Origin of the sequence: Micromonospora sp. NPDC047670, from assembly GCF_043204915.1 — a bacterium.
Taxonomy (GTDB): Bacteria; Actinomycetota; Actinomycetes; order Mycobacteriales; family Micromonosporaceae; genus Micromonospora.
Map to the genome: position 1 here is coordinate 12,584 of NZ_JBIDDA010000016.1, position 23,952 is coordinate 36,535.

Annotated in this window: 23 protein-coding genes; 10 read left to right on the forward strand and 13 right to left on the reverse strand. The window is 75.2% G+C overall.

The window, feature by feature from the left end; translation table 11 throughout:
- Positions 1-69: 69 nt before the first annotated feature.
- The 4 genes from ACGF7U_RS27195 to ACGF7U_RS27210 all read right to left on the reverse strand — a co-directional run bounded on the left by ACGF7U_RS27195 (position 70) and on the right by ACGF7U_RS27210 (position 4,548).
- The gene (locus ACGF7U_RS27195) at positions 70-1,719 is read right to left on the reverse strand and encodes a hypothetical protein (RefSeq protein WP_393111370.1); all 1,650 of its coding nucleotides are present in this window, start codon (positions 1,717-1,719) and stop codon (positions 70-72) included.
- Between the two features lie 112 nt (positions 1,720-1,831).
- On the reverse strand, positions 1,832-2,836 hold the full coding sequence (locus ACGF7U_RS27200) for a glycine betaine ABC transporter substrate-binding protein (RefSeq protein WP_393111372.1): 1,005 nt from the start codon (positions 2,834-2,836) through the stop codon (positions 1,832-1,834).
- Between the two features lie 247 nt (positions 2,837-3,083).
- On the reverse strand, positions 3,084-3,806 hold the full coding sequence (locus tag ACGF7U_RS27205; RefSeq protein ID WP_393111374.1) for an ABC transporter permease: 723 nt from the start codon (positions 3,804-3,806) through the stop codon (positions 3,084-3,086).
- Between the two features lie 55 nt (positions 3,807-3,861).
- Entirely contained in the window at positions 3,862-4,548 is a 687-nt protein-coding gene (locus ACGF7U_RS27210; RefSeq protein ID WP_393111376.1) for an ABC transporter permease, read from the reverse strand.
- Positions 4,549-4,550: 2 nt separating this feature from the next.
- Here ACGF7U_RS27210 and ACGF7U_RS27215 point away from each other — a divergent pair, with 2 nt between their 5' ends.
- Positions 4,551-5,552 (forward strand): ABC transporter ATP-binding protein, encoded by a 1,002-nt coding sequence (locus ACGF7U_RS27215; RefSeq protein ID WP_393111378.1) that lies wholly within the window; start codon positions 4,551-4,553, stop codon positions 5,550-5,552.
- Positions 5,553-5,646: 94 nt separating this feature from the next.
- Here ACGF7U_RS27215 and ACGF7U_RS27220 read toward each other — a convergent pair whose 3' ends face one another.
- The 7 genes from ACGF7U_RS27220 to folP all read right to left on the reverse strand — a co-directional run bounded on the left by ACGF7U_RS27220 (position 5,647) and on the right by folP (position 10,288).
- Positions 5,647-6,144 (reverse strand): hypothetical protein, encoded by a 498-nt coding sequence (locus ACGF7U_RS27220; protein WP_393111380.1) that lies wholly within the window; start codon positions 6,142-6,144, stop codon positions 5,647-5,649.
- Positions 6,145-6,204: 60 nt separating this feature from the next.
- On the reverse strand, positions 6,205-6,519 hold the full coding sequence (locus tag ACGF7U_RS27225) for a hypothetical protein (protein ID WP_393111382.1): 315 nt from the start codon (positions 6,517-6,519) through the stop codon (positions 6,205-6,207).
- Between the two features lie 78 nt (positions 6,520-6,597).
- The gene (locus ACGF7U_RS27230) at positions 6,598-7,812 is read right to left on the reverse strand and encodes an ABC transporter permease (RefSeq protein ID WP_393111384.1); all 1,215 of its coding nucleotides are present in this window, start codon (positions 7,810-7,812) and stop codon (positions 6,598-6,600) included.
- A 119-nt stretch (positions 7,813-7,931) separates the two neighbouring features.
- Positions 7,932-8,474 carry a DUF3180 domain-containing protein gene (locus ACGF7U_RS27235; RefSeq protein ID WP_393111386.1) on the reverse strand — a complete coding sequence of 181 codons (543 nt, stop codon included), beginning with the start codon at positions 8,472-8,474 and terminating at the stop codon, positions 7,932-7,934.
- A 19-nt stretch (positions 8,475-8,493) separates the two neighbouring features.
- Entirely contained in the window at positions 8,494-9,018 is a 525-nt protein-coding gene (folK, locus tag ACGF7U_RS27240; RefSeq protein WP_393111388.1) for a 2-amino-4-hydroxy-6-hydroxymethyldihydropteridine diphosphokinase, read from the reverse strand.
- Positions 9,015-9,380 carry a dihydroneopterin aldolase gene (folB, locus tag ACGF7U_RS27245; RefSeq protein WP_393111390.1) on the reverse strand — a complete coding sequence of 122 codons (366 nt, stop codon included), beginning with the start codon at positions 9,378-9,380 and terminating at the stop codon, positions 9,015-9,017. Before folB ends, folK begins: the two co-directional genes overlap by 4 nt.
- Positions 9,377-10,288 carry a dihydropteroate synthase gene (folP, locus tag ACGF7U_RS27250; protein WP_393111392.1) on the reverse strand — a complete coding sequence of 304 codons (912 nt, stop codon included), beginning with the start codon at positions 10,286-10,288 and terminating at the stop codon, positions 9,377-9,379. The genes folB and folP overlap by 4 nt, the downstream gene beginning before the upstream one ends.
- Positions 10,289-10,631: 343 nt before the next feature.
- On the opposite strand from folP, the gene ACGF7U_RS27255 reads away from it, so the two are divergent.
- From ACGF7U_RS27255 to ACGF7U_RS27285, 7 genes are read left to right on the forward strand one after another with little or no spacing between them, the layout of a single operon-like run.
- Positions 10,632-10,946 (forward strand): hypothetical protein, encoded by a 315-nt coding sequence (locus ACGF7U_RS27255; RefSeq protein WP_091101477.1) that lies wholly within the window; start codon positions 10,632-10,634, stop codon positions 10,944-10,946.
- Between the two features lie 13 nt (positions 10,947-10,959).
- The gene (locus ACGF7U_RS27260) at positions 10,960-11,322 is read left to right on the forward strand and encodes a hypothetical protein (protein WP_393111394.1); all 363 of its coding nucleotides are present in this window, start codon (positions 10,960-10,962) and stop codon (positions 11,320-11,322) included.
- A gap of 49 nt (positions 11,323-11,371) precedes the next feature.
- Complete coding sequence (locus ACGF7U_RS27265; protein WP_393111396.1) at positions 11,372-14,791, forward strand: ATP-binding protein; 3,420 nt, start codon at positions 11,372-11,374, stop codon at positions 14,789-14,791.
- 1 nt (position 14,792) lies between these two features.
- The gene (locus ACGF7U_RS27270) at positions 14,793-16,739 is read left to right on the forward strand and encodes an MFS transporter (RefSeq protein WP_393111398.1); all 1,947 of its coding nucleotides are present in this window, start codon (positions 14,793-14,795) and stop codon (positions 16,737-16,739) included.
- On the forward strand, positions 16,736-17,293 hold the full coding sequence (locus tag ACGF7U_RS27275; protein WP_393111400.1) for a hypothetical protein: 558 nt from the start codon (positions 16,736-16,738) through the stop codon (positions 17,291-17,293). Before ACGF7U_RS27270 ends, ACGF7U_RS27275 begins: the two co-directional genes overlap by 4 nt.
- Entirely contained in the window at positions 17,290-18,459 is a 1,170-nt protein-coding gene (locus tag ACGF7U_RS27280; protein WP_393111402.1) for a M23 family metallopeptidase, read from the forward strand. The genes ACGF7U_RS27275 and ACGF7U_RS27280 overlap by 4 nt, the downstream gene beginning before the upstream one ends.
- 13 nt (positions 18,460-18,472) lie before the next feature.
- Entirely contained in the window at positions 18,473-19,075 is a 603-nt protein-coding gene (locus ACGF7U_RS27285) for a hypothetical protein (protein ID WP_393111404.1), read from the forward strand.
- A 4-nt stretch (positions 19,076-19,079) separates the two neighbouring features.
- On the opposite strand, the gene ACGF7U_RS27290 is transcribed toward ACGF7U_RS27285, so the two are convergent.
- Entirely contained in the window at positions 19,080-19,637 is a 558-nt protein-coding gene (locus ACGF7U_RS27290; protein ID WP_393111558.1) for a hypothetical protein, read from the reverse strand.
- A gap of 195 nt (positions 19,638-19,832) precedes the next feature.
- On the opposite strand from ACGF7U_RS27290, the gene ACGF7U_RS27295 reads away from it, so the two are divergent.
- Both ACGF7U_RS27295 and ACGF7U_RS27300 read left to right on the forward strand, forming a co-directional pair.
- Positions 19,833-22,394: an FtsK/SpoIIIE domain-containing protein gene (locus ACGF7U_RS27295; protein WP_393111406.1), complete on the forward strand. Its 2,562-nt coding sequence runs from the start codon at positions 19,833-19,835 to the stop codon at positions 22,392-22,394.
- Positions 22,391-23,152, forward strand: a complete 762-nt coding sequence (locus ACGF7U_RS27300) for a hypothetical protein (RefSeq protein ID WP_393111408.1) — start codon at positions 22,391-22,393, stop codon at positions 23,150-23,152. Before ACGF7U_RS27295 ends, ACGF7U_RS27300 begins: the two co-directional genes overlap by 4 nt.
- 113 nt (positions 23,153-23,265) lie before the next feature.
- Here ACGF7U_RS27300 and folE read toward each other — a convergent pair whose 3' ends face one another.
- On the reverse strand, positions 23,266-23,928 hold the full coding sequence (gene folE, locus ACGF7U_RS27305) for a GTP cyclohydrolase I FolE (RefSeq protein ID WP_393111560.1): 663 nt from the start codon (positions 23,926-23,928) through the stop codon (positions 23,266-23,268).
- Between the last annotated feature and the right edge of the window lie 24 nt (positions 23,929-23,952).

A 23,952-nucleotide genomic window follows, 5' to 3' on the forward strand; every position in this document is an offset into this window, starting at 1 on the left:
CCGGGGGCGGGCCCCTCGGGCCCTCGTCGCGCCGGGTGCCGGTCGTGCGTCGTACGCCGGTGGGCGCGATCAGCGCCAGCGGTCGGCGGAGCGGGCGCCGCCCGCCCGGGGCGCGTCCTCCTGCGGCGGATAGCCGTAGCGCTCCTCCTGCCGCCGGCCGTACCGCTGCGGCTCGGGCTCCGGCTGGTGGGCGCGGTACGCCTCGGGCTGGTGCCCCCGCTGGCGGGGCGGGCGCCACTCGTCGGGCACCGGCACCCCGCCGGCCGGCAGGGCCGGTGCCTCCTCCGGCTCCGCCCGGCCGCCCCGCCATTCGCCGTCCGACCGGCGCGGCTCGTCCCGGCGGACCGTCGCCCACCGGTCCGCGACGCGGTACTCGGTGCCGGTGCCGTCCGCGTGCACCTCGGCGCGCCGCTCCCCGACCCGCAGTTCCCGGCCCCGGTCGTCGTCCCGCACGGCGGCCCACCGGTCACCGGCGCGCAGCTCCGACCAGTACTCGCCGCTCTCGGGCCCCGCCCCGTCGGGCTGGTACGGCCGGCCCGGCGCGGGCTGCTCAACCCACGCCGCCGGCCCGCCCGCGGCGTCCCGGCCCCGGTCGTCCCACTGCTGTCCCGGCTCCGGCCGCTGCCCGCGTTCGTCGTGCCGGCCCGACCACCCCCGGTCGTCCCCCTGGCCGGGCCACCCGCGCCCGTCGCGCGACCAGGCCCGGTCGTCCCGGGGTACGCCGGGCGTCGCCCACGACCGGTCGTCGCTCCGCCGGGAGCGGTCGTCCTCGCGGTGGGACCGGTCCTCCTCGCCGTAGCCCGCCCAGGGCCGGTCGTCCGAACCGCCGTGGCCGGCGCGCGACCGGTCGTCCGACCCGCCGGACCACGGCTGCTCCTCCGGCCCGGTGGACCAGCGACCCGCGTACCCGCCGCCGTACCGGGTGCCGGCGTCGCCGGGCACGGGTGCGGCGCCGTCCACGATGGTGTGCCGCGTGGTCACGTGCACGGTCTCGGTGTGCCGCACCACGCCGAGCGGGCGGGCGGCGGGCTGGCTGTCGGGCTCCGCCGGCCGGGCCGCCCCGTACACCCCGGCCGATCCGCTGGTTGGCCGCTCCGCGCCGGGCACCGCGGCCGACCCGGAGGTGGGCCGGTCCCCGCCGTACCCGCCGGCCGGCGCGGCCGCGGGCCGCTCGGCGCGTGGGCCCGGCTGGGGCCGGCGGACGGGCTCCTCGTCGTCCCGGTCGGCATGTCCCCAGCGGGACGCCGCCTCGTCCTGGCCCGGCGCCCGCCCCCGACCGGAGAGCCCGTCGCCGGCGGCCCCCCGGGCCGGTCCGGCACCGGCCTGATCGTCGATCCCGGCCAGCGCGGCGCTGCTGGCGTCCAACCGCCGGCGCAGCGCGGCGACCGACTCCTGCGCCCGCTGGGCCTCGTCGAGCGCCTGGTTGCCGCGCTGGGCGGCGGCGACGATCTCGCCACGCAGCTCGCGGCGGAGCTGCTCGATCTCGTCCAGCAGCTCCTCGGTCCGGGCCGGGGCCGTGCCGTCGGCGCGCAGGGCGATCGACAGGCCGATCAGGACCACGGCCAGGATGGCGAGCACGGCGGCGAAGCGCAGCGGACCGTTGCCGTCGGCGACGAGCAGGATCAGCGCCGCCACCGGCGCCAGCGCGACGCCGATCCAGAACAGCACGGTCAGCAGCGGTGGATTGCGCTTGTCGGCGGGGGCGACCGGGGCTGGCATGGGTCCGCAGCCTACCGAGAGTTCCTCCGCCTGGGAACGGCTGGAGCGTTCCCAGGCGGGGCACCAGGGCCGGTCGCCGGCGGCGCGGGGGCCGCCGGCGACCGGCCGGCGATCAGCCGGTGGCCAGCGCGCCGTCCGAGGAGAAGACCAGGCCGACGCTCGCGGCACCGGTCTTCAGGGCGTTCTTGGTCTGTGGGCCGCCCTGGTCCAGCGAGCTGAACGAGCCGGCCCTGAAGTCGTAGACCTGGCCCAACCCGGCCTGGCACTTCGGCCGCTGCGGGCACTCCGGCGGCCCGGCCAGCACGGTGGCCTGACCGGAGCACTTGGCCGCCAGCTCGGAGAGGGTGCGCACGCCGTACTTGTCGGCGAACGCCTTGGTCACGGCGAAGGCGTTCTGGTCCTGCGCCGCGGCGGGCGTGCCGAAGACGATGCCCGCCCTGTCGCCGGCCGCCTTGAGCGCGGCGACGGTCTTGTCCAGCTCCGGCGAGGACACCGGCTGGGCGTCCTTGCCGTTGGTCTTGGTGTTCAGGAACTCGGCCATGGTCGCCGCGTACTCCGGGACGACCTGGATCTCACCCTTCTCCAGGGCCGGCTCGTAGAGCTCGCGGTTGCCGATCTGCTGCACCTTGGCCTCGTAGCCGGCGGCGGTCAGCGCGATCTTGTAGAGCTCGGCGAGGATCTGGTTCTCCGTGAAGTTGGCCGCGCCGATCACGATCCGCCCGCCGGGCCCCTTCGCGATGCCCGCGGTGACGTTGTTGGCCGCCGCGAACTCCTCGGCCGCCTTCTCCGCGGTCTTGCGGTCCACGTCGACGGCCTTGTTGAGCTGGATCAGCTTCGGCGTGTCGAGCGCCGCCGACACCTTGTCCAGCGCCGCGATCAGCTGCGGGTTGGCGGCCTTGGCGTTGACCGCCGGAATGACGTTGTCGGTGTTCTGGAGCTTCTTGTCGTCGTTGAGGACGACGAGCTGGTCACCGGCGACCGGGGCGCAGCCGGCCCCCGAGGCCGCCGGTGCCGGGCCCTCCGTGCCGGAGGAGCCGGCGTCGCCGCAGCCGGTCAGCAGCCCCGCCGCGGCGAGGGCTCCCACCGCACCGACCGCCAGGCGTGTACGTGCGCGCATCAGTGCCCGCCTTCCGTGTCCCGGCGCGACCCTTCCGGGCCGGCCGCGTGTCCGACGGGCGATCCGCTGTCCGGTCGCCCGTTGTGTCCCGCGAGCGATCCGCTGTCCGGCCGCCCGCGATCTTCCACCCAACATCCTCCACGTGGGTCCGACAACCCGGGGAGGGCTTTGTCACCGGATCGTCACCGGCCATCAGCCGCCCCGGCGCGTTCCCGGCAGCGGACGGCGCCAGCCGGGACGAACGGCGTCAGCCCCCGGCCAGCGCGTCCGCCGCCCGTCTGCGGGCCCGGCGCCGGGTGACGCGCAGCGGGCGCGGGGTGACCAGCCGCTCGACCAGCGCCAGCACCAGCTCGACCAGGATGGCCAGCCCGGCCACCAGGACGCCGCCCGCGAGGATCTGGCCGCCGCCGGCGGCGATGTCCAGCCCGAAGCCGGCGCGGATGATCTGGCCGAGGCCGCCGCCGTTGACGAAGGAGGCCAGCGCGGCGGTGGCCACCACCTGCACCGCCGCGGTCCGGAACCCGGCCGCCAGGTAGGGCACCGCCAGCGGCAGCTCGACCCGGCGCAGCAGTTGCCACCCGGAGAAGCCCATCCCGCGGGCCGCGTCGCGGGCCTCCGGATCGGCCTGCCGCACCCCCGTGTACGCGTTGGCCAGCAGCGGCGGCACCGCGAAGACCGCCAGCGCGACCACCACCGACGGCCGGCCGAAGCCGAGGAAGGTCAGCGGCAGGATGGTGAGCAGGGCCAGCGTCGGCACCGCGAGCGTGACGTTCGACACCAGCACCACCAGGCCGCCGCCCCGACCCGTGTGCCCGAGCCAGAGCCCGATCGGCCAGGCGACCAGGCAGCCCAGCGCCACCGCCGCCGCCGACATCGACAGGTGCTCGCCGAGCCGGTCCAGGATCCCGCCCGGGTTGGTCCAGTTCAGCGGGTCGTTGAGCCAGACCAGCGCCGCCTCGACGGGGTTCATCGGGCTCGCCTTCCGTTCGCCACCGCGCCACTCCGCCGCGCCGCATCCCTCACGCTCACGCCGTCCTTCTCCGCAGCCACGGGGTCAACAGCCGGCCCACGCCGGCCAGGATCAGGTCGAGCACCAGGGCGAGCAGGACGCAGAGCAGGGTCCCCGTCATGATCTGCGCCTTGTAGAAGTTGTTCTGGAAACCGGCGAAGATCAGCTGCCCGAGCCCGCCCCGCCCGATCACCACACCCACGGTCACCAGGGCCACCGTGGAGACCGTGGCCAGCCGCAGCCCGGTGAGGATGCCCGGCAGCGCCAGCGGCAGCTCGACCCGGAACAGCCGGCCCCAGCGGCCGTACCCCATTCCCTCGGCCGCCTCGCGGACCTCGGGGGGCACCTGGTTGAGCCCGGCGACGGCGTTGCGGACGATCACCAGCAGCGCGTAGAGGACCACCACGCTGAGCACCGTCACGGCGCCGATGCCCAGGTAGGGCGCGATGAACGCGAACAGCGCCAGCGACGGGACCGTGTAGAGCACGCCGGTGAGGGCCAGCACCGGCCCGGCCAGCGAGCGGAACCAGTACGCGGCCACGGCCAGCGGCAGGGCGATCAGGGCGGCGATCAGCACCGCGCGCACCGTCAGCGAGGCGTGCTCCCGCACGGCGGCGAGGATCGTGTCAGAGTTGTCCCGCACGTACTGCCAGGAGAACCACGGGTTACCCGGGTCGGCCCGGTAGCTCAGGCGGAAGGACATGGGTGGACGTTACCCCGGCAACCACGGGTCACGACGGGCCGCGCGCGGCGTCGATCGCACTGGAGGGCATCCACAAGCGCTATCCGGACGGCACCGAGGCCGTACGCGAGCTGAGCCTGGACATCAAGGCGGGCGAGCTGGTGGTGCTCATCGGACCGTCGGGCTGCGGCAAGTCCACGGTGCTGCGGATGGTCAACCGGCTGATCGAGCCGACCGGCGGGCGCATCCTGCTCGACGGCGAGGACGTCACCCGCGTGGACCCCGTACGCCTGCGCCGCCGGATCGGCTACGTGATCCAGAACGTCGGGCTCTTTCCGCACCAGACGGTCAGCGTCAACGTCGCCACCGTGCCCCGGCTGCTCGGCTGGCCCCGCGAGCGCAGCCGCCGCCGCGTCGAGGAGCTGCTGGAGCTGGTGGGGCTCGACCCGGCGACGTTCGGCCGCCGCTACCCGCACGAACTCTCCGGTGGGCAGCGGCAGCGGGTCGGGGTGGCCCGGGCCCTCGCCGCCGACCCGGTGGTGCTGTTGATGGACGAGCCGTTCTCGGCCGTCGACCCGATCGCCCGGACCCGGCTGCAGGAGGAGTTCCTCCGGCTGCAGGCCGAGGTGCGCAAGACGATCGTGCTGGTCACCCACGACCTGGACGAGGCGGTGCGGCTGGGCGACCGGATCGCGGTGCTCTCCCAGGGTGGCCGCCTGGAGCAGTACGACACCCCGGCCGCCGTGCTCGGCGCGCCGGCCACGCCCTTCGTCCGCGAGTTCGTCGGCGCCGACCGGGGCATCCGCCGGCTGGCGGTCACCCCGCTCGCCGGTGAGGCCGTCGAACCGCTGCCCGCGACCGGGGTGGCGGACCTGCCGACGGTGCCGCTGGGCGGTTCGGCGTACGACGCCCTGGGGGCGCTGCTGACCTCGGCCGCGGACCGGGTGGTGGTGACCGACGAGGGGCGGCCGGTGGGCGTGCTCAGCCGGACGCGGCTGCTCGAACTCGGCCGGCCCGACAGCTGACCGCGACGGCCGCGTCGCCGACCGGGTCGGCCGGCGTCGGCGGGTTCAGGTCACCGGCGAGGGCCCGGCCGGGAACCTCGCGGGGCGGGCGGCGTCACGCGCGGCCGCCGAGGCTGGCCGTGCCGATGATCCAGCCGGAGAGGAAGCCGTACGTCGCGCCGGCGCCGGCCGACTGGACGGCGGTGAGCAGCGCCGGGTCGGGGCCGAGGAAGGCGGCGAGCAGCGAGGCGAAGCCGCTGGCCAGCACGTACGCGGCCCAGCCGGAGAAGAACTGGCTCGCCGACCCCTGCACCCGCGCCACCTGCGAGGCGGGCAGCAGGTAGAGGAAGACCGCCGCGAGGATCACCAGCAGGACGGCTCGCAGGTTCGAGGTGAGCAGGCCACCGGCCGCCCCGTCGCCGTCGAGTCGCCAGGCCGGCCAGGCGAGCAGCTGCAGGAACCAGCCGCCGGCGGAGTTGGGGTCGGTGCCCGCGGCCCAGCCGACGTACGCCGGGCTGCCGCAGACCGCGACCAGCAGGAGCGCGGCGAGCGCGCCCGTGCCCGCCGCCGTCCCGTAACGGCCGCCGGCACGCGGCGGGTTGGTGAGCGCCATGATCGGATCAGTTCCCGGCGGACCTCGGGGGGCAAACCTGCCCGGAGCCGCCGGTCGCCGTCACCTCCGCGGGTGCTTCGTCAGGTAGTCGATGAAGGCGGCCCGCAGCAGCGGCGCCGACTCCTCGTAGCCGTGCCCGGTCAGCTCCCGCCACAGCGCCGCGGCCTCGTCGATCGTCGGCCCGACCGAGTTGGGCGCGCCGTCCAGGGCGGCGGCCTCGTCCGCGTTCGGCAGGTGCCGCAGCACCGACCAGAAGAAGCCCACGTCGCGGCGCTCCCGGGCGACCGCGAAGGCCCGCTCCCGCAGCTCCTCTGTGGAGAGCGCGTCGAGCTCGTCGAACGACGGGCCGGCGGAGCTCGATGGTGTGTCGGTCATGCCGCCGAGCCTAACCGGCGAGATCACTCCCGGCCGGGTGGACGCGGCACCCCGCCACCCGGCTGCGGTCGCGCCGGCTCACCGGTCGCCGCTGTCCCACCGGCGTGGCCCCGTCTCCCACTGCGGCACGTTCCACGGGTCCACCGGGCTCTCGGTGGACTGCGCCGGCAGGGCGGGCGGCCAGTCGCCGACCGGGTCGGGCCGGGGCGCCGTCCAGCCCGCGCCGATCCGGCTGTCGCCGACGGGGACCGGTTCCGCCGCCGCCCCGGCCGTCGGCCGCCCGTACGCCTCGACCAGGCGGGTGGCCAGCAACCCGACGCCGAGCGCCGCCGCCCCGACCGCCCACCGGCTCACCGTCCAGCCCCGGGCCTGCGCGTACGCGAGGAGGACCGCGACCAGGCAGACCGCCAGCAGGGTGCCGAACACGCCGGCCCGCCGACCGTACGCACTGGTGCCGGCGAGCAGCGCCATGCCGACCGCCAGCACCGTCCAGTCCAGCCCGGCGTCGGGCGCGACCGGCCCGGTGGCGCGGGAGGCGGTGAGCATACCGGCGAGCGCGGCGAGCACCGTGGAGCCGACGAGCGCGCCCGAGGTGACCACGGCCGCCACGACGCCGCGGCGGCGGGCCGGGTCGGCCACCGGGCGGAACCGACCGAGCAGCCGGCGGATCGCCCGCACCGCCCCGAACAACCCGCCGAGCACGGCGACCGCCGCGAACCCGGCGAAGAGGTGCAGCGCGCCGCGTCCGGGGTCGTAGTCGCCCTGCGGCAGGACCGGCGCGGAGCGCTGCTCCACGTACACGACCACCCCCGCCGCGCCGGCGAGGCTGGCGGCCCAGCCGGGGACGTGCAGCACCACCACGGCCAGCGCCAGGGCCAGCCCGCCCAGCGCGGCGACCGCGACGGCCGGCCCGGCGGCCGCCGTGACGCCCCGGTCGCCCTGCTCGGCGACGTGCAGCGCGGCGGCGACCGCCACGGGGCCGACCGCCAGGTTCACCGCGGCGGTGCGCAGGCTCAACCCGGCGGCCAGCGCCAGCAGCCCGAGCACGACCGCGTCGAGCAGCAGCGAGCGCAGCCCGGCCCCGCGCAGCGCGTCCGGGCTCTCCCGCCAGAGCAGGAACGTCCCGACGGCCAGCGCGGTGAGGAGCAGCAACTCCCAGACGACGTGGACGGCGAACCGGTCCCGGCCGGGTTCCCCGTGCGCCGGGTCGTCGAAGACGTTCTCCAGGACGGCTGCGGGGATGCCGGACGAGGGCTCGGCGGAGGAGTCGCGCCCCGGTTCGTCGTACCCCATAACCGCCGCCTCCCACATGGCCGCTCGTCCAGGTCCGACGCGCCGGCGGGCCGGGGCGGCCGTTGCTCTCCGGTCGCAGGCACCGTACCCGTGCGGGAGGCCGGGCGTAACCCCCGGCGTCAGCGCGGGCCGGGGCGGTTCTCCCGGTCGCCGGGCTCGCGGTCCTCGTCGTCCTCCTGCTCCGGTACGCGGCAGGAGCGCTCCAGCCAGAGCGCCGCCGCCACCAGGGCCAACCCGGCGAGCAGGCCGGCGCCGGCGATCGGCCGGTCGTCCATGGCGGCGTCCGTGCGCTCGACGAAGAGCCAGCCGGTCAGCCCGGCGTAGAAGCCGGCGAAGATGGCACCGGCCAGCGACGACGCCTTGGCCAGCACCACGAAGCGGGCGACCAGCAGCGGGTTGACCGGTTCGCGGCCCGGTCGGCGCTCGATCCGCCCCCGGGTGTTGACCGCGGCGTACGCCTCCAGCACGGCGAGCGTCGCCAGGGTCACCACCGGCAGCCAGGGCAGGTCGGGCAGGTAGTCGTAGTAGAGGATGCTGATCAGCAGCCAGGCCACCGCGGCGGCGGCGAGGCCGGCCACCACCAGGGTGGAGATCCGGGTCGGGCCCATCCGGGACCGGTCGGGACCCGTCCCGCCCGGGCGTGGGGATCGCGCCTGCGTCATGCCGGCCGGCTCCACTGGGTCATGCCGTCGACTCTATCGCCAGATCCGGCCGGGGGCGCAGATCCAGGGCGTCGGCGGCCGCCGGGCCGGTGTTGAGCAGGTCGGTCAGCCAACCGTGCCCGGGCAGCCGGCCGTACGGCTGGATGTCGATCCACGGCCGCAGCACGAAGGCCCGCAGGTGCGCCCGGGGGTGCGGCAGGGTGAGCTCCGGGTCGTCGCTGAGCACCGGCTCGTCGTCGGACCAGACGGCGATGACGTCGACGTCCAGGGTGCGCGGCCCGAAGCGGCGCTCCGGGTCGCGGGTCCGTCCGGCGGCGCGCTCCGCGGCCCGGGCACGCTCCAGCCAGTCGCGCGGCGTCGCGGCCGGGTCCTCGGCGAGCAGCACCGCGTTGAGGTACGCCGGCTGGTCCGCGTCCCCCCACGGTGGAGTCTCGTAGACGCCGGAGACCAGGAGCACGTCGTCGCCGAACGCCGACACGGCCGAGCGCAGGTGCGCCAGCCGGTCGCCGAGATTGCTGCCGAGGGAGAGGACGGCGCGGGTCACCGGTCCCGCCGCCGGGTCATGGTGACGGCCACGTCGGTGAAGGTGTGCGGGACGGGCGCCTCCGGCTTGTGCACGGTGACCGTGGCGGCCTCGACCCGGGGGTCGGCCAGGCAGACGGCCAGCAGCCGGTCGGCGAGCGTCTCGATCAGGTTGACCGGTTCGCCGGTGACGACGGCGACCAGGCGCTCGGCCAACTCGCCGTAGTGGACGGTGTCGGTCACCTCGTCGGAGCGCGCCGCCGGGCCCAGGTCCATCTCCAGGACGGCGTCGACGACGAAGTCCTGGCCCTGGGCGCGTTCGAAGTCGTACACCCCGTGCCGGCCGTGCGCCCGCAGGCCGGTCAGCTCGATGCGGTCGGTCATCGGTCTCCTCCGTGGTCGGCGGTGCTGTCCGCCCGGCCGGTGCCCGCGTGGGCCGCGCCGGTGGTCGCGGGCGCCAGGCGGGGCGCGCCCGTCGCCCGCCAGACGGCGAGGGCGTCGACGGTGGCGCGCACATCGTGCACGCGCACGCCCCAGGCGCCGGCGGCCACCGCGAGCAGGCTGGTGGCGACGGTGGCCACGTCCCGGCCGTCCGTCGGCCGGGGGCCGCCGTCGGGGCCGGCCAGCAGCCTGCCCAGGTACGCCTTGCGGCTGGACGCGAAGAGCAGCGGGAAGCCGAGGTCCAGCAGCTCGGGCAGGCGGGCGCTCAGCTCCCAGTTGTGCGCGGCCGTCTTCGCGAAGCCGAGCCCGGGGTCGATCACGATCCGGTCGGCGGCGACCCCGGCCCGCAGCGCCTCGTCGATGCGCCGGCCCAGCTCGGCGCGGACGTCGGCGACCACGTCGGTGTAGCGGGCCAGCTCGCCCATCTCGCGGGCGTGGCCCCGCCAGTGCATGAGCACCCAGGGGCAGCCGGCGTCCCGGACCACGCGGGCCATGTCGGGGTCGGCGAGGCCACCGGAGACGTCGTTGACCACGGCCGCCCCGGCGGCGAGGGCCGCCTCGGCGACCCGCGCGCGGGTGGTGTCGATGCTGACCGGCACGCCGGCGGCGGCCAGCTCCCGGACGACCGGCAGCACCCGGGCCGTCTCGGTGTCCGCGTCGACCCGGTCGGAGCCGGGCCGGGTGGACTCGCCGCCGACGTCCACCAGGTGCGCGCCGTCGGCCCGCAGGCGCACGCCGTGTCCGACGGCGGCGTCGAGGTCGGCGTACCGTCCGCCGTCGGAGAAGGAGTCGGGCGTGACGTTGAGGACGCCCATCACCACCGGAGCCGCGGCCCGTACCAGATCGGTCACGACTAGACGGTACCGGTCGCCCGGAGCGCCCCGGAGGGGCCGGGTCGAGGGCGGTGACATGCGCATTCGAACGGGTGTACGATCGGTCGTCCGGGCCGGATCGGGCAGACTCTTCGCGGCTTGTCGCAAAGAGTGCCTGCCCGTACGCTTTGGAATTGCCCGGCATCGAGATGGCGAAGCCTGGAGGGAGGGCCGAAGCGGGAAAATCCGCCCAAAGCTCACCACCCTCCGTGGTGGGTAACGAACGCAGGGTCGCCGACGCTACGCCCAGTGACCAGCATTCCCGCCAGGCATGCCTACTGCACCACCGCGGCACCGCCGGCCGCGACTTGGGGAGGTTCCAGTGATCGCCATCGAGCTGATGGAGACGGTGACGTCCGCCGCCGCCCACACGCTCTCCACCCTGGCGTCGACTCCACTCGCCGAGCCGGCGCCGAAGGGCATCGACACCGAGGGTGTCGTCACGTTCTTCGCCAGCAAGATCGCCCCGATCCTGCTGGCCGTGCTGGGGGTCATCTTCATCGGCCGGGCCAGCCGGGGCGAGATCTCGAAGGTGCTGACCAGCTCGGCCATCGCGATCGTCGGGCTCGCCTTCATCGCCGGAGCCGCCACGCTCTTCTTCATCGGCGACTACCTGATCGACCTGATCTTCGAATAGGCGCGGGCACGAGATGCGGCTGCGCACCGACGACGACATCTACCGGGCTCGCCTGGTCTACCTCGGGCCGCCCGGCTACACCCTTCCGGTCCACCTGCCCTACGCCCAGTACGGGCTGTTCATGCTGCTCGTCCCCCTCTACATGTTCATCCACTGGTTGTTCACGTTGCAGGTCGAGCTCTTCCCGGCCTGGGAGATCGCGCTCGCCATCGTGACCACCTCGTTCATCTTCCGGTACGTCGACCCGGACCGGCCGGCGCGCATGGTGATCCGCACCGCGCTGACCGACTGGCGACGGACCCGGGAGCCGGCCGCCGAGCAGCGGGACCCCCGCCTGGTCGGCAGGCGGATCAGGATCCGGGAGGAACTGGCATGACCGGGCGTACGCCGATCAGGCAGTCGAACGACGCGGGTGAGGCGGTCGCATGAGTCGCTCTTCCACGCCGGGTTCCCCGGCCGGGCGCCCGGCCGCCCCGCACGGTAACCGTGCGCGGTCGTTCGACTACGCAGAAGCCCCCGAGGTGGACGAGGTCGTCCACGACCAGGCCCTCGTGGCCACCCCCGGGCACGGCGGGGTCGGCGTCTTCCAGGCGCCCCGCCCGGTGCAGCGCCGGGCGCCGCAGGCCGACCCGGGGCCGGTCACCGACACCGCCGACATCGACTCGCCCTTCCTCGACCTGTTCGCCGGGACGCGCCCCGGCGCCCGGCCGCCGCAACAGGTCACCGGGCGGGAGCACCCGGCCATCCCGCAGCAGCCGGTCGCCCCGCCCCCGCCGGGCCCCGCCCTGCCGCCCGCCGGCCGGTCCGTCGGCCGGTCCGTCGGCACGGTCGACCGGGTGCCCACGGTGGTCCCCCCGCCGGCCGACGTCGACGACGAACCCCCCGCCGTGCCGTACGAGCCGCCGGCCCCGTCGCACGAGCCCCCGGCCGTCGCGTACGAGCCGCCGGCCCCGTCGCACGAGCCCTCGGCCGTCACGTACGAGCCGCCGGCGCCGTCGCACGAGCCGCCGACGGTCGCGTACGAGCCGCCCGCCCGGTCGGCCCGGGTGCCGCACCAGGCCGGGGACCGGCTGCCGACGCTCCGCCCGCCGGCGGACGAGCCCGCGGCCGGGGTGATCCCGCCGCCACCGGCACCACTCGCTCCGCCGCCCGCGGAGCAACCGTCCCGGCACGCCGGGGAGCGGCTGCCGGAGCGCACCGGTCGGGAGGTGACGCCGCCGCGGCAGCGCTCCGCCGGCCGGCGCAACCAGCCGACCAAGCCGGTCCGGGTCAAGCCACCGAAAATCAAGTTCGGCGACCGGGACCCGGCGGTCGAACTGGCCATCACCGAGATCGCCGGCCACCTCACCTTCACCCCGAACACCGTCACCGCCTGGTACTGGCTGCCGGAGGTGCGCTGGGCGTTCCGACCGGACGCGGAGCGGGAGGCGCTGCTCTCGGCGATCTCCGAGCAGTACGCCGGTCTGGCCGGCTTCCGGCTGCACCTGCGGCGCACCACCCGGCCCTTCCCGGCCGACGAGTGGGCCCGCACCATCGACGCGCACACCCCCGCCCCGCTGCCCGACGTCCCCGGCACCGCCGGCTGGGCCGACCACCTGGTGGCCGCGCAACGGCACCTGCTCTCGGTCAACCACGCCGAGGGGCAGACCTACCTCGGTGTCACCTTCGCCCGCCGGTCCCTCGGCGACTCGCTCACCGAGCGGCTGCTGCGCACCTTCGGCCGCGGCGTGGCCGAGGGCGAACGCCGCAAGCTCGGGCGCACCGTCGAGCAGTTCGACGAGGTGCTCGGTGCGTTCGGGATGCGCGGGCGGCGGGTCACCGCGCAGGAACTGGAGTGGCTGCTCTACCGCTCGGTGGCGCTCTGCATGGCGCCGCCCGGCCGGCTCTCCCCGATCACCGACGGGCGATGGGAACGCGGCGACCTGCTCGCCCTCACCGAGCAGGTGGAGCGCTACCGCACCCCGTACGGCTCCACGGTCAAGCTCGTCAACCGGATGACCGGCGAGGAGCGGCACGTCGCCGTGCTGGCGGTGGGCCGGATGGAGCCGCTGGAGATCCCCGAGCGGCACGAGCCCTGGCTGCACTTCCACGAGCGGCTGCCCTGGCCGATGGAGCTCTCCACCCGGGTCGACATCCTGGGCTCCGGCGACTCCTTCCGCAACCTCGAACACCGGCTGCGGATGATCCGGTCCCAGCAGCTCGACTACGCCGAGCACGGCATCGACGCCCCGCCCGAGCTGGAGCGACTGGCCAAGCGGGCCCTGGTGATCGGCGACGAGATGACCACCGGCCTGCCGGTCGACTCCGCCCGCGCACACGGCTGGCACCGCATCGCCGTCGGCGGGCGGACCCGCGAGGAGTGCCTGGAGCGGGCCCGGCGGCTGATCCAGCTCTACTCACGCGAGCTGCGCATCTCCCTGCAACACCCGAAGAACCAGGACTGGCTGGCCCGCGAGTTCATCCCCGGGGAGCCCATCGCCAACACCGGCTACGTCCGGCGGATGCCGGTCAACCTGCTCGCCGCCGCGCTCCCGCAGGCGGCCTCCACGGTCGGCGACCGGCGCGGCGACCTGATCGGGCGGACGGCCGGCACCTGCCGCCGGCCCGTCTTCCTCGACCTGCACTTCCCCATGGAAGTACGCGAACGCTCCGGCCTCGCCGTCTTCGTCGCCGAGCCGGGCGGTGGCAAGTCCACCCTGCTCGGCGCCCTGGGTTACCTGGCGGCCCGGCGCGGCGTCCAGGTGACGCTGCTCGACCCGTCCGGCCCGCTGGCCCGGCTCTGCGCCATGCCCGAGCTGCGGCCGTACGCGCGGGTGCTGAACCTGACCGGCTCCGAGCACGGCACCCTGGCGCCGTACTCGCTCATCCCGACGCCGCTGCGCAGCGAGTTCGGCAGCGGGGCGGCGGGCGACCGGGAGTTCGAGATCGCCGTCTCCAACGCCCGCGCCGAGCGGCGCATGCTCGTGCAGGACATCTGCATGATGCTGGTGCCCCCGCAGGTGGCCCGGGAGGCGTCCACCGCCACCCTCTTCCGGCACGCCGTACGCCAGGTGCCGGCGGAGGAGACCTCCACCCTGGACGACGTGGTCGCCTGCCTCAGCCAACTCGACGACGACGCCGGCAAGGAACTGGCCAACCTGCTGCTGGACACCGCCGAGATGCCACTGGCCATGCTCTTCTTCGGCCGGCCGCCCGAGGGGCTGCTCGGCGCGGACGCGGCGCTCACCGTGATCACCATGGCCGGGCTGCGGCTGCCCGACCTGAAGATCGAGCGGGAATACTGGTCGGCCGAGGAGGCGCTCGCGCTGCCGATGCTGCACACCGCGCACCGGCTGGCGGTACGCCGCTGCTACGGCGGGTCGATGTCGTCCCGCAAGCTCGTCGGCCTGGACGAGGCGCACTTCATGGAGGGGTGGCGCTCCGGCCGGTCCTTCCTGGTCCGGCTCGCCCGCGACTCCCGCAAGTGGAACCTGGCGGCGCTGGTGGCCTCGCAGAACCCGAAGGACATCCTCGGCCTCGACGTGCAGAACCTCGTCTCCACCGTCTTCGTCGGCCGGATCGCCGAGGACGCGGAGATCGCCTCCGAGGCGCTGCGCCTGCTGCGGGTCCCGGTCAACGACGGCTACGAGGCCACCCTGGCCTCGCTCTCCACCGCGGACGCGACCTCGGCCGCCCGGCTCGGCTTCCGTGAGTTCGTGATGCGGGACGTCGACGGGCGGGTGCAGAAGGTCCGGGTCGACGTCTCGTACGTCGACGGACTGCTCGACCACCTCGACACCACTCCCGCCGCGATCGCCGCGGCCGCCGGGGTCCTGCCGGCCGTCCTGCCGAACCTGGAGGCGTGACATGGCGCGGGTCCGGGCACGGCTGGCGGCGTTCCTGCTCACGCTCGGCGTACTCGCCGGGGCCACGATCGGCTGGCCGGCCCTCGGCGCCACGCCGGCCTCCGCCGCGCTACCGACGGCCCAGGCGGCAGCGAGTGACCTCTGCACCACGCAGGAGTGGCAGGCCGACTTCCGCGCGTGCGTCGCCAAGCTCAAGGAGGTGGCCGACGAGCAAGTCAAGTGCCGGAACGCCCCGACTCCCGGCGCCCCGGACTCCGGGCTGGCCGGCTGGTTCGCCTCACGGCCGGAGTCGGCCACGAAGCCGGGCCCGAAGGGTTTCTACAGCGACTACGGATACGCCGGTTACAGCTACTCGACGTACGACATCGACAGTGGCTGCGCGACCGCGGTGCTGCACCCCGACTACAAGTTCACCAACACCGTGGCCAACGGCGAGTTCATGATGGCCACGGCCATCGTCGGCGCCTCGAACGCGCTGCGGGAGCGCGCCTGGGACCCGCGCTCGATGTGGGGCTGGGCGGACCCGCTGGTGGACCAGGCGACCAAGGCCGTCTACCAGAAGGTGTTCAGCGTCTTCGGCATCGTCACGCTCTGCGTGGTCGGCCTCTACCTGCTCTGGCGCTCCCGCCAATCGGACATGAGCAACGCGATGACCACGGCGGGTTGGGCGCTGCTGGTGATGGTGGCCGTGACCGCCCTGGCGGCCTGGCCGGTCAAGTCGGCCAACATCGCCGACGGCACCCTCGTCACCACACTCGGGGTGGTTCACGACGCCGTTGGCCCGGCTTCGAAGGACATCCCCACCGACAAATGCGCCCTGCCGAATCCGGACGCCTGCGTCGACAAGCGACCGCCCGCCGTCCGGGCCAGTGACACGGCGACCGAGGCCATGCTCTACCGCAACTGGCTGCGGGGGGTGCTCGGCTCGGCGGACAGCGAGACCGCCAAGAAGTACGGCCCGGCCCTCTACGACGCGAAGTCGCTCTCCTGGGAGGAGGCGGCGAAGCTCCGGTCGAATCCCGCCACCCGCGACGCCACCATCAAGGCGAAGCAGCAGCAGTGGGCCCGGGTCGCGCAGCAGATCGAGACGGAGGACCCGGAGGCGTACGAGTACCTCCAGGGCGTCCGGGACATGGACCGGATCGGCGCCGGATTCATCGCGGTGCTGGCCGCCGTGCTCTTCGCGATGTTCGACCTGACCGCCTCGCTGCTGGTGCTGCTGGGGTTCCTGATCTTCCGCTGGGCGGTGATCGCCGCGCCCATCCTCGGTACGGTGGGCCTGTTGCGACCGGCCAGCGCGGGGCTGCGGCGGCTGGGGAACGCGGTGGTCGCCGCAGTCTTCAACATCGCCATCTTCGGCACGGGTGCCGCCATCTACCTCTTCGCGGTCGACCTCATCATGAGCACGCCGACGCTGCCGGGCTGGCTGCAGGTAGTGCTGGTCTGGCTCTGCGGCGTGGTGGGCTGGCTCCTCCTGCGTCCCTACCGGCGGATCACCCAACTCGGCGGCAAGGACAGCAGCGAGGCGGTCAGCTCGGCCGGCTCGTGGCACCGACGGTTCTTCCGGGACATGCGCACGGCCGCCCGGCTGGATGTGGCGGAGCCGGGTGGCACGGCCGAGCCGGCGAAGGGTCGGCGTCGCGGCGCCGTGGCCGAGAGGAGCACCCTGCGGCCGGAAGCCCGGCGGGAGGACCCGTCGCACGCCTCCACCGGCGGTGGTCAGGAGCGGCAGCGGCCCGACGGCCGCGAAAAGGCCACCGAGGCGCCGGAAACCACGGAGCGGGAACCCTCGCGCCCGGTCGCGCCCCGGCCCCGTCGACGGCAACCGGCCACCTGGACGGAGCCCGACGTGCCCGACGAGAGCCCGTCGTTCGTCATCTACCGTCCGGGCTCGGCCGACCGTGAGCCGGAACGGCCCACTCCGCGGATCCGCTCCGAGGCGCGGTGAGTGCGGTGCGTCGGGCGGTTGAATTCCTCGTCACCCGGTTGCTCCGGTCCCGGCTGGGCATCGCGCTCGCCCTCGCGGTCGTGGTGTTCGGGGTCATCGGGGCGGCCCGGCTGGTCTCCGGTCCCGGTGATCCGACGGACGGGCTCAGCAACCGCCCGAGCCGACCCATCACCACGGTCGCCCCGACCGCCGGTGACGACGGGGCCTTCTCGACGGGCGCTCCCCCCTCCCCGATCACCCGTGCGGGCGAGCCCACGCCGGAGGAAGTCGCCGAGCGGTTCGTCGCCGCGTGGTTGGGCAAGCCGGGCGTCACGGCGGACCAGTGGCAGGAAGGGCTGCGTCCGCTGTCGACCCCGTCGCTGACCGAGAAGCTGGCGGGCGCCGACCCCGCGGGGGTTCCGGCCGCGCAGGTGGCCGGTGAGGCCACGCTCCAACCCCGAACCGAGAACTTCGTCGAGGTGCTGGTCCCGCTCGACGCGGGACGGCTCCGCCTCGAACTGGTGGCGCCTGACGGGCGGTGGCTGGTGGACGCGGTGGACTGGGAGCAGGAATGAGCGACGAGACCCGATCCCGCCCTCGGCAGCTCCGGCTCGGCGCCCTGGCGGCCGCGCTGGCCGCGACGTTCGCCCTGCTCTGCTGCACCGGCGGCGCCGGCGCCTTCTTCCTCACGGAATTGGGCGGCGACGCCGGCGACCGGATGACGCCGGCGAGCATGGACTGCACGGAGGACTTCCGGGTCGACATCCGGGGCAGCATGCCCCGGATGTCCCAGTACGGCGAGGTCGAGCTGCGCAACGCCGCTCGGATCATCAAGGTGGGGCAGGAGATGAAGGTGCCGCCACGCGGGTGGGTGATCGCCGTGGCGACGGCCATGCAGGAGTCCCGGCTGCGCAACCTGGCGAACCGAACCGTCGCCGAGTCCGGGAACCTGCCCAACGAGGGCGTCGGAGCCGACCACGACTCCGTCGGCCTCTTCCAGCAGCGGGCGAGCTGGGGCAGCGTCGCTCAGCGGATGACGCCCGAGTACGCCGCCCGGAAGTTCTACGAAAAGCTGGTCAAGCTGCCCGGCTGGGAGCGTATGCCGCTGACGCGGGCCGCCCAGGCCGTGCAGATCAGCGCTTTCCCGGACGCCTACGCCAAACACGAGGAGAAGGCCGCCCAGATCGTGAACGCCCTGGCCGGCGGGGCGGCCCGTACCGTACTGGTCGGCGGGAGGCAGGCGTGCGACCGGGCTGCCGGGGGAGAGATCGCCGCCTCGGGCTGGACGGCCCCCATCCCGGGCGGCGTGGGGTCGGGCTTCCGCACGGCGAGCCGGCCGGGGCACAACGGGGTCGACATCGCGGCCCCGAAGGGCACCCTGATCCGGGTCGCCGCCACCGGTCGCGTCCTGGTCTCCCGCTGTGACCCGGACAATCGCGGCCGGCTCAGCTGCGATGTCGACGGCTGGCCGGACAAGGGCGGCTGCGGCTGGTTCGTCGACGTCCTGCACGCCGGTGGCTTCATCACCCGCTACTGCCACATGGTGAGCAAGCCCCGGGTTTCCGTCGGCCAGACCGTCGAGGCCGGCGAGGTCATCGGCGAGGTGGGCAGCAGCGGCAACTCCTCCGGCCCGCACCTGCACTTCGAGGTGCACGAGGACGAGGACCGCAGCAGCCGGGGCGCGATCGACCCGGTGCCGTTCATGCGCTCGCGGGGCGCGCCGCTCAAGGGCGCCGGATGAGGCGCTCGGCGTCATGAACGAGCCGCTTCCCGACCCGTTCGCCGACCAACCGGACTGGGCCCCCCGGCCACCCCGACCGATAGAGATCGTGCCGGCCACCGGCCGGGTGGAGTTGCGTGGGCGGCGGGTGCTGGTCGGCCTGCCCGGGCTGGGCTGGCGCGGCGACCTGCGGGCCGACGAGCGGGTGGTGCAGGGCAGTCGGACCTACGTACCGGTCATCCCCGAACACGAGTGGTACCGGGCGGAGTCCGACCAGGTGGAGGTCTTCGCACCGCTGGTCCCGGTCGAGCGGGTCTGGGTGGAGACGGTGGGAGCCCGGCCGTCGGATACGTCGGTGAACCGCGAGGCGGGTGTCCGTCTCGTCTCCCTCGACGCCCCGGCACACCGCGCACCGACCCCGGTCTTCGAGGTGGACGCCGTGACCGGCCGCCGGGTGGTACACGTCGTGGAGTCCGTCGAGCACCGGGACCTGCGGGCCGTCACCGAGACCTACTCGGGCGCCGACGGGGACATCTGCGTGCGGGTCACGCCGGAGATGGAGTGGTACCGCTGGGCCTGGCGGGGCCAGTCACCGACCACACTGGAGGTGCCGGTCCACCTGCTCTGGATCGAGTGACGGGTCAGGCCAGCCTGGATCCCGCACAAACCCGCCAATCGTCATCGAGACGGGTGGTGAACCGCCAGGGTTGTCTGTCGCTTTGCGAGATCCCGTCCACGTAGGCGGAGATCATCAGGTTCACCTGCACCTCGGCGCTATTGCCCTGCTCCTCGACCTGCAGGCTGCCCCAACTGATCGTGAAAGTGGTGGCGAACCGCTTCTCGCGTGCGACCAGATCGTCGCGCAGCGCCCTCAACTGCCCGAGTTCACCGGTGCCCTGGCAGGTGTAGAGGTCGGCGCGGGTGTCGTTGCGGTCGACGAGGAAGGCCCGGAGGTAGTTGTCCACCACCACGTCGGGCGCGCTGCGGTCGGGCGCGGCGGCTCGGTTGTAGAGGACGAATCCGGCGGCGACGCCGCCGAGGCAGAGCGCCGCGAGCACGCTTGCGACGACCGTGAGCACAGTGCGCGTCCGCCGCTTCGGCCGCTCCGGCGCCGGGGCCGGAGCCGGCGGCGCCAGGTGGTCGGAGGGGGGCCGTTGCGCCGGTACGCGGGAGACCTGGGAACCGGCGGGGGGCTGCACTGATTCCACCCTCTGAGGCTAACGGCTGGGCGCCGGAGACCCAATGCCCCAGATGCAGCGGATCGTGACGGACCACTCCCCAATGGTGAGATCCACGACAACACCGGCGCAGCGCCGCCGCGCATCCCGGACGAGCCGCTCCGCCTGGGTTACCGTCTCTGCGCGGGGAGGGGTTGCCAACCTCGGGCAGAGGGGGTGGACGCGGTGACCGGTCCGAAGGCACGTACGAACCGCGCCGCCGCCCTGCACCGGCGGGCCGCCGCCACCGCGACCGCCGCCGCCGGCATCCTCGACGACACCCGTCCCGTCCCCGCCGACCAGCACCGCCAGTACGAGCTCGCCGACCGGCTCCGGTCCGCGGCGGCGGCGCTCGCCCCGGGTTGGGCGGGTGACACCCTGGAGACGCTCGCTCCGACCGCACCGGCCGGCGAGGGGCCGCCACCCTTCGTCCGGGTCGGCACGGCGGCGCCGCTGGACGACGCGCGCTTCCCCGCACTGGTGCCGCTGCTCGGCACGGGGCATCTCGCGGTGGACGTCGACGCCCGGGATCCACGGGTGGCGGGGCTGCTGCGGGCCGTACTGTTGCGGGTGTTGGCGGCGACGCCGGCCGGGGCGCTGCTGGTCCGCGCGGTGGACGCGACGGGTGCGACGCTGGCGCCGTTCGCGGCGCTCGGGGACGCGGGTCTGCTGCCGCCCCCGGCGGTGGACGTCGCGGGCCTGCGGGCCGTGCTCACCGAGGCCGAGCAGTGGGTGGCCCCGGGGGCGAGCGGGCGTCGCCGGCACGACCGGACGCTGCTGCTGGTGATCGCCGCGCTGCCCGAGCAGACCGGCCCCACCGACCTGGCCCGGGTCGAGGCGCTGGCCGAGCAGGGCCGGTCCGCCGGGCTGCACCTGATCGTGGCCGGTTGGCCCCCGGCGGGCCCGTACGCCGACCGGGCGCCGCTGCCGCAGGCGACGACGCTGGCGGTCCGCAACGCGTACGCGCTGCTGGGTGACCCGCCGGGCGGGTCGTTCGCGGGTCCCGGCGCCGACCCTCCGGGCGGGCTGAACTCGCCGGTCTTCATCGAGGCGGATCCGCCCGCCGAGCTCGTCGACGCGGTCTGCCGCCGATTGGCCGCGCAGGTGGAGGCGGGTTCCCGGCTGGCCCTGACCGACCTGTTGCCCGCGCCCGACGAGGAGCTGTGGACGGCGACCGCCGTGGACGGGCTCGCGACGACCGTCGGTGACGCGGGCGGCCGACAGGTGTCCCTCGGGTTCACGGAGCTGACCCCGCACTGGCTGGTCAGCGGCCGTTCCGGCGCGGGCCGGTCCACGTTCCTCACCACGGCGCTGCTGGGGCTGGCCGCCCGGTACGGCCCCGACGAGCTGCTCCTCTACCTGGTGGACCTCGCCGACGCCGAGTCCTTCGTGGAGTTCCTCCAGACCGAGCGGGACCGCTCGTGGATCCCGCAGGTCCGGGCCGCCGCGATGGCCGCCGACCGGGAGTACGTGCTGAGCCTGCTCGACGAGCTGGCGGCGGAGGTGCGCCGCCGGGAGGAGGCGGGCAGCCGGGCGGGCGGGCAGCGCTTCGCCGAGCTGCGGCAGCACCGGGCCATGCCCCGGATCGTCTGCGTGCTGGACAATCTCCCGCTGCTCTTCGCCGAGCGGGACCGGCTTGCCGCGGACGTCGCCACCCGGCTGGACGTGCTGGCCCGCACCGGGCGCGCGTACGGGGTGCACCTGGTGCTGGCCGGCGAGGGCGACCTGGGGCTGGGCTCGCGTACCGACCGCGACTCGGTGCTGGGGCAGTTCCCGGTGCGGGTGGCGCTGCCCGGCGGCGGCGCGGTGCTGGAACCGACCAACGACTCCGCTGCGGGGCTACCGGTGGGCAGCGCGGTGGTGAACACGGCGGGCGGGCTCGGCGGCCCTCGGGGCGCCATCCGGGGGCACGAGCGGATGGTCCGCTTCCCGGACCCGCAGGACCATCCCGACACGGTCGAGGAGCTGCGGCACCGGCTCTGGTCGGCGCGACCGGAGGGGGCCACCCCGCCGGTGGTCTTCGCCGGCTACGCCCGCCCGCTGCTGCGCAACGACCCCCGGCACCGGGCGGCGCTGGCCGGGCGGGCGCCCGGTCCCGCCGCGCTGCTGGGCCGGGCGGTGGATGTGGCCCGGACCACGGTCGCGGTGCCGCTCGGGCCGGCGCCGGGGCGCAACCTGGCCGTGCTCGGTCCCGGCCCGGAGGCGGCCCGGCTCCTGGTCACCGCGGCCCGCAGCACCGCCGCCCACCACGCGCCGGGGACCGTCCGCTTCGTGCTCGCCGCGCCGGACGCCGACTGCCGGCCGCTGGCCGACGCGCTGGCGGCCGAGTTGGCCGCCCGTCACCCGGTCGAGACGGTGGACGCCGCCGGCCTGCCCGCCGCCGTGGACTCCGCCGAGCCGGCCTACCTGGTGGTCTTCGGCCTGGACGTGCCGTCACCGGAGCAGTTGCCCCCGGAGCGGCTGCGCGCGCTGCTGCGCGAGGGGCCGCCCACCGGCCGGCACCTGCTCGGCCGCTGGCGCACGGCGCCGTCCTTCGCGGCGCTGCTGGAGCCGGACGGCGAGGTGGACAAGCTCGCGGCGGTGGCCGTGGTGGATCTGCCCGGCGCCCAGCTCACGTCGGTCTTCGGCCGGCCGGTGGAGTGGCGGCCCCGACCCGGCCGGGCGGTGCTCTGGGACTCACCGGGCGAGCAGGGCACCGTACTGGTCCCCTTCGCCGGCGAGGAGGGTGAGCCGACATGAGCCGCAGCGGGGCACGGAGCAGGGCCGCGCACGCCGGCCCGGGACGTCAGCGATCGGCCGCCGGGCCGCCGTCGGGCCGGCCCGACGGCGCGGCGTCGGAGGCCGTGGCGGGCGGCGACCCGGCGCCCGCCGCGTGGACCGAATACCTCGCCGCCGCCCGGCAGCTCGACGGGGTACGCCGCGACGCGGCCACCGCCGCCGGGGAGCAGGCCCGCTCGGTGCAGGCTGCCCGGGAGGAGCTGACGGCCGTCCGCGCCCGGCTGGCGTCGCAGGAGACCCGGCTGCGCGAGTTGGGCGTACCGCCGATCTCGCTGGTCCCGACGCCGCCGGAGCTGACGGAGGCGGCCCGGTCGATGGCGGGCGGGCCGGCCGCGGTGCTGGCCGCGCTCCGCGCCGCCCGGGGCCGCGCGGACGCCGCGGACGCCGCGTTGACCGCGCGCGGCCTGCCCCGCCTGGCCGCCTGGCCGGCGCGCCCCCGCAACCTGCTGCTGTACGGGCCGCTGGCGCTGCTGGTGCCGCTGCTCCAGGTGGCGCTGTTCGTGACGACCGGCACCGGGGCGGCGAGCGTGGCCGCGTTGCTCTGCGGGCTGCCGATGCCGGCGATGGCGTTCGCGGCGGGCTGGCTCGGCGTCGGGCGGCTCTTCCCGCCTGCGGAGGGTGGCCGGGTCGACCGCACGGCCCGGCTCGGCGCGCTGGTGTGCCTGGTCCCGGCCGTGCTCGTCAGCGCGGGCCTGCTGCTCGCGATGCTGGCCGGCTGAGCGGAACCGCCGCCGGGCGTCGCGCACACCCGCGCGGCTGTGCCGGTGCCGCCCCTCGACACGCGACGGCCGGCCGACCCCGGTGCGGATCGGCCGGCCGGTCGGTTGGTCGGTCAGCGGGGGATGATCAGCGCCATCGCCTCGGCGCGCGACTTGGCGTCGTGCTGGAGCGTGCCCCGCACGGCCGAGGTGATCGTCTGGGCGCCCGACTTCTGGATGCCGCGCATCGCCATGCACATGTGCTCGCACTCGAGCACCACCACCACGCCGCGCGGCGCGAGCCGCTCCATCAGCAGGTCGGCGATCTGCGAGGTGAGCCGCTCCTGGACCTGCGGCCGGCGGGCGAAGACCTCGACCAGCCGGGCCAGCTTGGACAGGCCGGTGATGCGGCCGTCCGGCCCCGGGATGTAGCCGATGTGGGCGCTGCCCCGGAACGGCAGCAGGTGGTGCTCGCAGAGGCTCATCACGTCGATGTCCCGGACGAGCACCAGCTCCTGGTGGTTGGCCTCGAACGTGGTGCTGAGCACCTGGGCCGGGTCGACGCGCAGTCCGGCGAAGAGTTCGGCGTACGCGCGGGCCACCCGGGCCGGGGTCTGCTGGAGCCCGTCGCGGTCCGGGTCCTCCCCGACGGCGACGAGGATCTCCCGAACGGCCTTCTCGATCCGGCCGAGGTCCACGGTGTCCTCGACGCGCCGGCCGGTGAGCTTGCCGCTGACCAGGCGCGCGGCGACGTAGTCGAGGCCGTCTTCGTCGGGTTCGGTCGCGGAGACGGCCAGCTCCCGGTCGTCCCGGGAGCTGGC

Excerpts from the sequence above, each read along its gene's own strand:
- ACGF7U_RS27195 (WP_393111370.1), bottom strand. The coding sequence starts at position 1,719 with ATGCCAGCCCCGGTCGCCCCCGCCGACAAGCGCAATCCACCGCTGCTG.
- ACGF7U_RS27200 (WP_393111372.1), bottom strand. The coding sequence starts at position 2,836 with ATGCGCGCACGTACACGCCTGGCGGTCGGTGCGGTGGGAGCCCTCGCC.
- ACGF7U_RS27205 (WP_393111374.1), bottom strand. The coding sequence starts at position 3,806 with ATGAACCCCGTCGAGGCGGCGCTGGTCTGGCTCAACGACCCGCTGAAC.
- ACGF7U_RS27210 (WP_393111376.1), bottom strand. The coding sequence starts at position 4,548 with ATGTCCTTCCGCCTGAGCTACCGGGCCGACCCGGGTAACCCGTGGTTC.
- ACGF7U_RS27220 (WP_393111380.1), bottom strand. The coding sequence starts at position 6,144 with ATGGCGCTCACCAACCCGCCGCGTGCCGGCGGCCGTTACGGGACGGCG.
- ACGF7U_RS27225 (WP_393111382.1), bottom strand. The coding sequence starts at position 6,519 with ATGACCGACACACCATCGAGCTCCGCCGGCCCGTCGTTCGACGAGCTC.
- ACGF7U_RS27230 (WP_393111384.1), bottom strand. The coding sequence starts at position 7,812 with ATGGGGTACGACGAACCGGGGCGCGACTCCTCCGCCGAGCCCTCGTCC.
- ACGF7U_RS27235 (WP_393111386.1), bottom strand. The coding sequence starts at position 8,474 with ATGACGCAGGCGCGATCCCCACGCCCGGGCGGGACGGGTCCCGACCGG.
- folB (WP_393111390.1), bottom strand. The coding sequence starts at position 9,380 with ATGACCGACCGCATCGAGCTGACCGGCCTGCGGGCGCACGGCCGGCAC.
- ACGF7U_RS27260 (WP_393111394.1), top strand. The coding sequence starts at position 10,960 with ATGCGGCTGCGCACCGACGACGACATCTACCGGGCTCGCCTGGTCTAC.
- ACGF7U_RS27265 (WP_393111396.1), top strand. The coding sequence starts at position 11,372 with ATGAGTCGCTCTTCCACGCCGGGTTCCCCGGCCGGGCGCCCGGCCGCC.
- ACGF7U_RS27270 (WP_393111398.1), top strand. The coding sequence starts at position 14,793 with ATGGCGCGGGTCCGGGCACGGCTGGCGGCGTTCCTGCTCACGCTCGGC.
- ACGF7U_RS27280 (WP_393111402.1), top strand. The coding sequence starts at position 17,290 with ATGAGCGACGAGACCCGATCCCGCCCTCGGCAGCTCCGGCTCGGCGCC.
- ACGF7U_RS27285 (WP_393111404.1), top strand. The coding sequence starts at position 18,473 with ATGAACGAGCCGCTTCCCGACCCGTTCGCCGACCAACCGGACTGGGCC.
- ACGF7U_RS27300 (WP_393111408.1), top strand. The coding sequence starts at position 22,391 with ATGAGCCGCAGCGGGGCACGGAGCAGGGCCGCGCACGCCGGCCCGGGA.